This window comes from Actinoplanes sp. NPDC051537 (genome assembly GCF_055586105.1).
Genome location: NZ_JBVJIU010000012.1, coordinates 44,921 through 52,985 on the forward strand (window position 1 = coordinate 44,921; position 8,065 = coordinate 52,985).

7 protein-coding genes are annotated in these 8,065 nt (G+C 71.9%); 6 read left to right on the plus strand and 1 reads right to left on the minus strand.

Annotation, left to right across the window (positions count from 1 at the left end):
• Positions 1 to 61: 61 nt before the first annotated feature.
• Positions 62 to 550, plus strand: a complete 489-nt coding sequence (locus tag ACZ6TB_RS28210) for an NUDIX hydrolase (protein WP_465558720.1) — start codon at positions 62 to 64, stop codon at positions 548 to 550.
• On the opposite strand, the gene upp is transcribed toward ACZ6TB_RS28210, so the two are convergent.
• Positions 547 to 1,179 (minus strand): uracil phosphoribosyltransferase, encoded by a 633-nt coding sequence (upp, locus tag ACZ6TB_RS28215; RefSeq protein ID WP_465558722.1) that lies wholly within the window; start codon positions 1,177 to 1,179, stop codon positions 547 to 549. The genes ACZ6TB_RS28210 and upp overlap by 4 nt on opposite strands.
• A gap of 60 nt (positions 1,180 to 1,239) precedes the next feature.
• Between upp and deoC the strand changes: the two genes are divergently transcribed.
• The 5 genes from deoC (at position 1,240) to ACZ6TB_RS28240 (ending at position 7,928) form a co-directional block, all read left to right on the plus strand.
• Positions 1,240 to 2,166, plus strand: coding sequence for a deoxyribose-phosphate aldolase (gene deoC, locus ACZ6TB_RS28220; RefSeq protein ID WP_465558723.1), 927 nt, complete (start codon positions 1,240 to 1,242; stop codon positions 2,164 to 2,166).
• Positions 2,167 to 2,171: 5 nt separating this feature from the next.
• Positions 2,172 to 3,590, plus strand: a complete 1,419-nt coding sequence (locus ACZ6TB_RS28225; RefSeq protein WP_465558725.1) for an aldehyde dehydrogenase family protein — start codon at positions 2,172 to 2,174, stop codon at positions 3,588 to 3,590.
• Positions 3,591 to 3,693: 103 nt separating this feature from the next.
• The gene (locus ACZ6TB_RS28230; RefSeq protein ID WP_465559245.1) at positions 3,694 to 4,488 is read left to right on the plus strand and encodes an aldehyde dehydrogenase family protein; all 795 of its coding nucleotides are present in this window, start codon (positions 3,694 to 3,696) and stop codon (positions 4,486 to 4,488) included.
• Between the two features lie 100 nt (positions 4,489 to 4,588).
• Complete coding sequence (locus ACZ6TB_RS28235; protein ID WP_465558727.1) at positions 4,589 to 5,467, plus strand: DNA primase; 879 nt, start codon at positions 4,589 to 4,591, stop codon at positions 5,465 to 5,467.
• 64 nt (positions 5,468 to 5,531) lie between these two features.
• Positions 5,532 to 7,928 carry a transposase gene (locus ACZ6TB_RS28240; protein ID WP_465558729.1) on the plus strand — a complete coding sequence of 799 codons (2,397 nt, stop codon included), beginning with the start codon at positions 5,532 to 5,534 and terminating at the stop codon, positions 7,926 to 7,928.
• The last annotated feature ends 137 nt before the right edge of the window (positions 7,929 to 8,065 follow it).

Genomic DNA, 8,065 nt, shown 5'->3' on the forward strand with positions numbered 1-8,065 from the left:
TCCTTCCCGTTCAACCGGCGCACACCCTAGCACCGCGCCGCTTACCGACAGGAGTTCATGGATGCAGGCCGTCCTGGCCACGCTCGGCTACGTCTTCTCCCCCGACCGGCGGAAGATCTTGATGGTCCGGCGCGACACGAGGCCCGACGACATCCACTACGGCTACTACAACGGCCTGGGCGGCAAGCTCGAGCCGGACGAGGACGTGGTGGGCGGGTTGCGCCGGGAGATCCGCGAGGAGGCCGGCATCGAGTGCACGGCGGTCGACTTCGCCGGCACGATCTCCTGGCCCGGCTTCGGCCGGCACGGCGCCAACTGGTTCGGGTTCCTGTTTCGCGTTCTTTCGTGGACCGGTACGCCGCTTTCCGCAAACGACGAGGGCAGCCTGCACTGGGTGCCGATCGCCGACGTGCTGGCCGGCCAGGTGCCGATGTGGGAGTCGGACCGGCATTTCCTGCCGCTGGTGTTCGCCGACTCCCCGCGGGTGTTCCACGGCATCATGCCGTTCGCCGACGGCAAGGCTGTGAGCTGGGATTACACCCAACTTTAGAAGCGGCGCATGCCGCCGAACTGGCGGTCGCCGGCGTCGCCGAGGCCGGGCACGATGTAGGCCTTCTCATTGAGGCCCTGGTCGATCGCGGCGGTGATCAGGCGCAGCGGCAGGCCCGACTCCTTCAGCCGCTCGATGCCCTCGGGGGCGGCCAGCACGCAGCAGATGATCACGTCGGTGCAGCCGCGGTCGACCAGCAGCTTGCAGCAGTGCAGCAGCGAGCCGCCGGTGGCGAGCATCGGGTCGAGCACCAGCACCGGCTGGCCGGCGAGGTCGGCCGGGAGCGACTCCATGTACGCCCGGGGCTCGAACGTGTGCTCGTCGCGGGCCAGGCCCACGAAGCCCATGGACGACTCGGGCAGCAGGGCCAGCGCCGAGTCGGCCATGCCGAGGCCGGCCCGCAGCACCGGGACGATCAGCGGCGGGTTGGCCAGGCGGATGCCCTGAGTGGGCGCGACGGGCGTGGTGATCGGGTACTGCTCCACCGCGAAGGCGCGGGCCGCCTCGTACACGACCATCGTGGTGAGCTCGTGCAGAGACGCGCGGAAGACGCCCGAGTCGGTCTCCGCGTTGCGCATCGCGGTGAGCCGGGTCTGGGCCAGAGGGTGATCTACGACGAGTACGTCCACGGGCCACAACCTACCGGTCAACCAAGATCAACTGTCGGCACCCTGCGTAGAATCGTTTTCATGACTGCGACAATGACGTCGGCCGCCGATCTGCGGGCCTTGTTGCACGGGCTCCCGGGCGTCGACAAGGTGGGCGTCGAGGCCAGGGCGGCCGCGCTCGGCACCCGCTCGGTGAAGACCACCGCCAAGGCCAAGGCCATCGACCTGGCGATCCGCATGGTCGACCTCACCACGCTCGAGGGCGCCGACACGCCGGGCAAGGTGCGCGCCCTCTCCGCCAAGGCGCTGCGGCCCGACCCCGCCGACCCGTCCTGCCCCGCGGTCGCCGCCGTCTGCGTCTACCCCGCGATGGTTCCGGTCGCCGCCGAGGTGCTGGCCGGCAGCGGCGTGCACCTGGCCAGCGTGGCCACGGCGTTCCCGTCCGGCCAGGCGCCGCTCGACGTGAAGCTCGCCGACACCCGCGACGCGGTGGCCCACGGCGCCGACGAGATCGACATGGTGATCAGCCGGGGCGCGTTCCTGGCCGGCGACTACGCCAAGGTCCACGACGAGATCGTCGCGGTGAAGGAGGCGTGCGGGGACGCTCACCTCAAGGTCATTCTCGAGACGGGCGAGCTCGGCACGTACGACAATGTCCGTCGGGCCTCCTGGCTGGCCATGATGGCCGGGGCCGACTTCATCAAGACCTCCACGGGCAAGGTGCCGGTCGCCGCCACCCTGCCGGTCACGCTGATCATGCTGGAGGCGGTGCGCGACTTCCGGGACCGCACCGGGCGTCAGATCGGCGTCAAGCCGGCCGGCGGCATCCGCACCACCAAGGACGCGATCAAATACCTGGTGCTGATCAACGAGACGGTCGGCGACGACTGGCTCTCCCCGGACTGGTTCCGGTTCGGCGCCTCCTCGCTGCTCAACGACCTGCTCATGCAGCGCACCAAGCTCACCACCGGCCACTACGCCGGTCCGGACTACTTCACGCTGGACTGAGGCTGATGTTCGAATACGCTCCGGCCCCCGAGTCTCGATCCATAGTCACGATCGAGCCCACCTACGGCCTGTTCATCGACGGCGAGTTCGTCGAGGGCAAGGGCACCTTCAAGACGGTGAGCCCGGCCAGCGAGGAGGTCCTGGCCGAGGTGGCCATGGCCGCCCCCGAGGACGTCGACCGCGCCGTCGCCGCCGCCCGCCGCGCCTTCGGCACGTGGTCGGCGCTGCCCGGCGCCGAGCGCGCCAAGTACCTGTTCCGGATCGCCCGCATCATCCAGGAGCGCTCCCGCGAGCTGGCCGTCCTCGAGTCGCTCGACAACGGCAAGCCGATCAAGGAGTCGCGCGACGTCGACCTGCCGCTGGTCGCCGCGCACTTCTTCTACTACGCGGGCTGGGCCGACAAGCTGGCGTACGCGGGCTTCGGCGCCGACCCCAAGCCGCTGGGCGTGGCCGGGCAGGTCATCCCGTGGAACTTCCCGCTGCTCATGCTGGCGTGGAAAATCGCGCCGGCGCTGGCCGCGGGCAACACGGTGGTGCTCAAGCCGGCCGAGACGACCCCGCTCTCGGCGCTGTTCTTCGCCGACGTCTGCCGCCAGGCCGACCTGCCGCCGGGCGTCGTCAACATCATCACCGGCGCCGGCGACACCGGCCGCTACCTGGTCGAGCACCCCGACGTCGACAAGGTCGCCTTCACCGGCTCGACCGAGGTCGGCCGGCAGATCGCCCGCTCGGTGGCCGGCACCGGCAAGCGGCTGACGCTCGAGCTGGGCGGCAAGGCGGCGAACATCGTCTTCGACGACGCCCCGATCGACCAGGCCGTCGAGGGCATCGTCAACGGCATCTTCTTCAACCAGGGGCACGTCTGCTGCGCCGGTTCCCGCCTGCTCGTGCAGGAATCGGTGGCCGACCAACTGCTGTCCTCGCTCAAGCGCCGGATGGCCACGCTCCGGGTCGGCGACCCGCTCGACAAGAACACCGACATCGGCGCGATCAACTCCCGGGCGCAGCTGGAGAAGATTACTGAATTGTCGGAAATTGGTAGTTCGGAGGGGGCTGAGCGCTGGTCGCCGCCGTGTTCGCTGCCCGATCGGGGCTTCTGGTTCGCGCCGACGATCTTCACCGGCGTGACCCAGGCGCACCGGATCGCCCGCGAGGAGATCTTCGGACCGGTCCTCTCGGTGCTGACCTTCCGGACGCCGGAGGAAGCGATCGAAAAGGCCAACAACACGCCGTACGGGTTGTCGGCCGGCATCTGGACCGAGAAGGGCTCCCGCATCCTGGCCGTCGCCGACAAGCTGCGGGCCGGCGTGGTCTGGGCCAACACGTTCAACAAGTTCGACCCGACGTCGCCGTTCGGCGGCTACAAGGAGTCCGGATACGGTCGCGAAGGTGGCCGGCACGGCCTGGAGGCGTACCTTGCCTAAGTCAGCACCCACCACCTCGCCGGCGGCCGGCAAGCCCGCCAAGCGCGCCGCCAAGACGGCCGCGCCCGCACCCTCGGCGCGTGCCGAACAAAACCGGCTCTCCGTGCGTAAGACGTACAAGCTCTATGTCGGCGGGGCCTTCCCCCGCAGCGAGTCAGGACGGACCTATCTCGTGGACGGCGACAACGTGGCCCTCGCCTCCCGCAAGGACGCCCGGGACGCGGTCGTCGCGGCCCGCAAGGCCCAGCCGAAATGGGCGGCCGCCACCGCGTACAACCGTGGTCAGGTCCTCTACCGGGTCGCCGAGATGGTCGAGGGCCGCCGCGGTGAGTTCGTGGCGCTCGGCGTCCCGGCCGCCGAGGTGGACGCGGCCGTCGACCGCCTGGTCTGGTACGCGGGCTGGTCCGACAAGATCGCCCAGGTGGCCGGCAACGCCAACCCGGTGGCCGGCCCGTTCTTCAACCTGTCCTCGCCCGAGCCCACCGGCGTGATCGGCGTCGTCGCCCCGGCCTCCCTGCTCGGCCTGGTCAGCGTCGTCGCCCCGGCGATCGTCACCGGCAACACCGTGGTGGTCCTGGCGGCCGGCCCGCAGGTGGCGATCACGCTGGCCGAGGTGCTCGCGACCTCGGACGTGCCCGGCGGGGTGGTCAACATCCTGACCGGCCGCGCCGCCGAGACCGCGCCCTGGCTCGCCTCGCACGACGACGTCAACGGGCTCGACCTCACCGGCGTCGACGACCCGGAGCTCGCCACCGAGCTCGAGCGCTCGGCGTCCGGCACGCTCAAGCGGGTGCTCCGCGCGCCGGCCGGCGGCGTCGACCTCGCCGCCGACCCGGGTCTGCGGCCGATGACCGCCTTCCTGGAGACCAAGACGGTCTGGCACCCGAAGGGATTCTGAGGGGGACGGTCGGCGTCGCTCAGGGGCGCACACTAGGGTGTGTCGGCAGAATCACCGACCGAACGTCCATCCGCATCCCATCCGCATTCCGGAGGTCACCGTGGCCAGCCAGTCCGACGAAGAGGCGCCCGCGCCCGTGGACGAGAAGTCGTCTGCCGGACTCTCCGGGCAGGAGCTCTGGGACGAGGTCCGGATCGAGCCGGTCGAGATCGCCCTGCCCGGCGGGGTGGGCATCACCCTGCGTGCCTTCCGGTTGTCGTCCGAGCTGACGCCGACCGAGATCCAGGCGGAGGAGGAAGACCCCTTCGACGCGCGCAAGCGGGCCCACGCCGCCGCCGACGACGATGACGACGAAGAGGTCATCGTCGACGAGGAGTTCCAGGCGCTGCTCGCCGAGGGCGAGGACGACGACTCCGCCAAGGAGAAGGCCGAGGAACCCGATCCGGCCGACTTCGAGGACGAGACGGATGAGGCCGAGGAGAAGGCGGCCGATGAGGAGGTGCCCATGTTCCTCAGCCACAAGGGCCGCCTGCTCGCCTTCAAGAGCCCGGAGTCCCTGGTCTCCTTCATTCGTTCGGGTGCTCCCAACGACCTCGCACAACTCGACAGCTGGGCCACCCTCGCCGACCGGGTACAGTCGACCGACGTCGACCCGCAGCCGGACGACCGTTACGAGCTCGACCTCGTGGTGGAAAACCTGCGCGGTGGGCACGACACGTGGGACCTGCCGCTGCTCATCGCCGCCGGCGAGATCGCCCGCGACCTCGGGTACGCTCTCCGGCTCAAGCCGGTGATCCTGGCCTTGTCGCCGGGCTCGCCGCTCGACGATCTGGACGAGTCACTGCGGTCCGCGGAGACCGGCGGGATGGGCGGATTCTTCGGTCGACGTCGATTGAAGAAAATCGGGGCACAACAGGCAAGCCTCGGTTGGCGTTCGGTAATCGGCAAGATCTCTGCCGCTGTGGACTGGCGCGACTGACCCTTCACCAGGGACCATCAGTGCTTGGCCAAATTCAGGGCATCCCGGGGAGGAGGACGACGCTGTGGCGCTCGTGCGCGTGTACTGCGGTCTGGCGTCGGCTGATGAATCGGTACGCGTGGCCCAGGCCGCGCAGCTGACCATTGCCGTGGTGGATGACGCAGGCCGGCTGCTCGGCGTCCACGAGATCAGCGACGACCCCGGCGGCTACGCCGAGCTCGGGATGCTGCTCGTGGAGCGGACGAGTGGATTCACCGACGCCGCGGTCGCCGCCGACAGCGACGACCACCTGGTCACCTCGCTGCTCACCGCGGCCGGCCGGCCACTCGTGGTCACCGACGACGACACCACGGACGACTTCGCCGAGCGCTTCGCCGATGACGACTCCGTCGAGGAGATGCAGGCGCCGCCGGCCGCCCGTCGTGCCGTCGGCCTCGCCCGGGCCCTGCAGGCCGGCGCCATCGCCGCCGCCAACCAGCCCACCCCGCGCGAGCTGGTGAGCTACAAGCCGGTGCTGGCCGCCCACATCGCCATGCTCGGTGGCCGCCACGCCGCCGCGGTCGCCCTGCGCGAGGTCCTTCGCGAGCTCTACCCCGCGGCGCTGCGCGCCTACCCCGACCCGGCCCACCCGCTCGCGCTCGCCGTGCTCGGCGCGCTGCCCGAGCCCGGCCGGCTCACCGCACAGGGCGCCGACCCCGAGCGCGTGGCCGAGCAGGTCGCCGCCGAGCTGATCCGCGCCGGCGCCGGCTCCGACGACGAGATCATCTCCGCCGTCACCGCCCTGCACGTCGCGATCAGCGAGTCGCCCCGCCGCGGCGGGGTCAACAAGTCGCTGGCCCCGGCCGCCGCCGAGACGGTCCGCCAGTCGATCGCCGCCGTCCGCTCCTGCGACGCCGCGTGCTTCGCCCTGATCAGCACGATCAGTGACCGCAGCGCCCCGTCCTCGGGCCGTCGGGCCACCGCGCCCGCCGCCCTCCAGGCCGTCCCCGGCGCCGCCGGCCGGCGCAGCCGCCGCGAGCCGATGAGCACCGGCAACGGCCCGGTCGTGCCCCAGCCGATGAACGCGCCGCCCGCCGCGCCCAGCCCCGTGGCCCCGCCGCCGCTCGCGCCACGCCCGGTCACCCCGCCGCCCGCCGCTCCGGCGGCCGCCGCGGCGTTCCCCAACCGCGCGCCCGTGCCCGGCAACCGGCCGGTCTCGGTGCCGCCGCCCCCGCCCGGCATGACGCCGATCACGCCCGGTTCGCGCCCGGTTCCCGGCTCGCGCAACCCGATGGCCCCGGCGCCGTCGTCGCCCGCCGCGCGTCCGGCCTCGGGTCTGCCGGCCGCCTCGACGTCTCTCCCGCCGGGCTCTCTTTCCACCGGGTCGCTGTCCAACGGGTCGCTGTCCAACGGGTCGCTGTCCAACGGCTCGCTGTCCAACGGCTCGCTGTCCAACGGCTCGCTTTCCAACGGCTCGCTTTCCAACGGCTCGCTGCCGTCGGCTTCGGTTTCGCCTGCGGAAAGTGGTCAGCCGTTCCGGGCCACGCTCACCAACGCGGCGATCAACAACGCCCGGGCCGAGCGTCAGCGTTCGGTGATCCCGCCGCGGCCCAGCACCCGCCCGCCCGCGGCCGGCAGCCCCACCGACTATTCGCTGCCGATGCCGACGCAGCGTCCCGAGCAGGCCGAGCCGGGCTCCCGGGCCAACTGGCCGCTGATCAACCCCGGCAACGACGAGGCCCCCGCGGCATCGATCAGCGCGCCGCCGGCCGACACCGGCCGGGTCAAGCCCCCGTGGCAGGACATGCCGAAGGAGCCGCCGGCCCTGCGCCTGGTGGACACCCAGCTCGGCGGCGGCAGCAGCCTCGACGCAACGGTGACCGACCTGCCCGCGATGAGCGAGCCGCCGCCCCTGCGCCTGATCGACGGCGACAGCCGCCGCCCCCCCGTCCGGCGCCCCGTCGCTCCCCCCATGCCGACCGGCGCGATGAGCAGCAGCACCACCCTCACGGCGCTCGACCGCAGCACCACGCCGCCGGTCCCGTCCGACGGCAGCGACGGCGACCTGCTGATCTTCGCGGCGGCCCGTTCCGCCTGGTTCACCGGCCACACCGACACCCCCGCCGACCTCGACTGGGCCAACCCGAACGACAGCGGCTGGCGCGCCGCCGAGCGCGCGGCCACCCCCGAGATCGCCGCCGAGACCCCGGCCGGCCTGCCCAAGCGAGTCCCGCAGGCCAACCTGGTGCCCGGTTCCCCCTTGCGCGACGAGCGCCCGCTGCGCATCGTCCGCGACGCGGCCAGCATCGCCGCCCACACCACGGGCTACTTCCGAGGCTGGCGTCGCGGCCAGGAGATCGGCGGCTTCGCGATGGGCGGCCGCCCCGGCCGCGAGTCGGCGGGCGGTTGGGACTTCACCCGCGACCGCGAGGGCGCCGACGACTACCGGAACAACGACAACGCGAACTACAGCTCCCGCTGAGCCGGGCCGGCCCACCCGCCGGCGCACCAATCAGCCGTTAGCGGGGGGGGAGGGGGGGTGGGGGCGGGGGCGCTCGCGTTGCGCGCGGTGGGGGGGGGGGTGGTGGTCCTCTCTGCGGTCTCTCCCGCGGCCTACCC

Excerpts from the sequence above, each read along its gene's own strand:
- ACZ6TB_RS28210 (WP_465558720.1), top strand. The coding sequence starts at position 62 with ATGCAGGCCGTCCTGGCCACGCTCGGCTACGTCTTCTCCCCCGACCGG.
- deoC (WP_465558723.1), top strand. The coding sequence starts at position 1,240 with ATGACTGCGACAATGACGTCGGCCGCCGATCTGCGGGCCTTGTTGCAC.
- ACZ6TB_RS28225 (WP_465558725.1), top strand. The coding sequence starts at position 2,172 with ATGTTCGAATACGCTCCGGCCCCCGAGTCTCGATCCATAGTCACGATC.